Origin of the sequence: Pseudoroseomonas cervicalis ATCC 49957, assembly GCF_000164635.1 — a bacterium.
Classification (GTDB): domain Bacteria; phylum Pseudomonadota; class Alphaproteobacteria; order Acetobacterales; family Acetobacteraceae; genus Pseudoroseomonas; species Pseudoroseomonas cervicalis.
In genome coordinates this window covers 1-1,293 of the sequence record NZ_GG770852.1, presented here as the reverse complement: position 1 = coordinate 1,293, position 1,293 = coordinate 1, and the positions used below count along the sequence as shown (strand labels likewise).

Genomic DNA, 1,293 nt, shown 5'->3' with positions numbered 1-1,293 from the left:
CCCCGAGCCCGGCCAGCCGCTCGGCCAGCGCCGCGGCGCGGATCGGCGCCGGGTCCAGCAGCACCACGACGAGCCCGGCCAGGGCAGGGGGTGCTGCCGCCGCGGCCGGGTCCACCGGCACGCTGAAATGGAAGGTGGCGCCCTCGCCGGGGGCGGAGCGCACGCCGATCGCGCCGCCCATCAGCTGCACCAGCCGGCGGCAGATGGCCAGGCCCAGCCCGGTGCCGCCGAAGCGGTTGATGATGCTGGAATCGGCCTGGGTGAAGGTCTCGAAAATGCGCTGCTGCGCCTCGGCGGCGATGCCGATGCCGCTGTCCGAGACCTCGGCATGCAGCAGCAGCCCGCCGCCCGGCAGCGGCTCGGCGTCCAGCGCCACCGTCACCCCGCCCTCGGCGGTGAACTTCACCGCGTTGCCGGCGAGGTTCAGCAGCACGTCGAGCAGGTGCCGCCGGTCGCCGCGCAGCACAGCCGGGGTGCGCGGCGTCAGGTGCAGGGAGAAGCGCAGCCCCTTGTCGCGGCACTGCGCCGCCAGCAGCGCGCGCAGCTCGGCCAGCAGGGCGGCGGGGGCGAATTCCACCCGCTCCGAGGGCATGCGCCCCGCCTCGATGCGCGACAGGTTCAGGATGTCGTCGATCAGCGACAGCAGCGAGCGGGCGGCGCTGTCCATGGTGGAGAGCATCTCGCGCTGCTCGCCATCCAGCCTTGTGCCGCGCAGCAGCCCGCCCATGCCGATGATGGCGTTGAGCGGCGTGCGCAGCTCGTGGCTGACGCTGGCCAGGAACAGCGACTTGGCGCTGTTCGCCGCCTCGGCCTGCTGCTTGGCCTGGGACAGCTTGCGGATCAGCGTGCCGGCATAGAGCGGCAGGATCAGCAGCCCGACCCAGAGGCCGGTGGCCAGGTGCCATTGCTCCTGCCAGAAGGGGGTGGTCAGCGCCACCGCGCCGAAGCCGGCCAGCGCCGCCAGCATGGCGATGCGCAGCCAGGCCAGGCCGAAGCGGAAGCCATTGCCGAACACCACCCAGAGATAGACCGGCCAGAACATGGCCACGGCCTCGGCCCCCCAGTGCAGCTGCAGGGAGAGGAAGCCGCAATCCAGCGCCACCGCCGCGCCGCGCCGTGCCCGGTTGCTGGCGGGGTAGGCGATGATGTGCGCCAGCACGCCGATGGCCAGCAGGAAGAAGGCCGCCATGCCGGCCAGCGCCAGGCCGGGGCCGCCGCTGGCCCAGACCACCAGCAGGATGATGCCGCCGAACACCAGGCGGTTCAGGCTCATCTCGTGCTCGCTGTCCGGCC

Annotated in this window: 1 protein-coding gene; it reads right to left on the bottom strand. The window is 73.0% G+C overall.

What is annotated here, in order from left to right; translation table 11 throughout:
* Window positions 1-1,273 (bottom strand): sensor histidine kinase (locus HMPREF0731_RS19655; RefSeq protein WP_245538368.1); only part of this gene is annotated, 1,273 nt, incomplete at its 3' end.
* Between the last annotated feature and the right edge of the window lie 20 nt (window positions 1,274-1,293).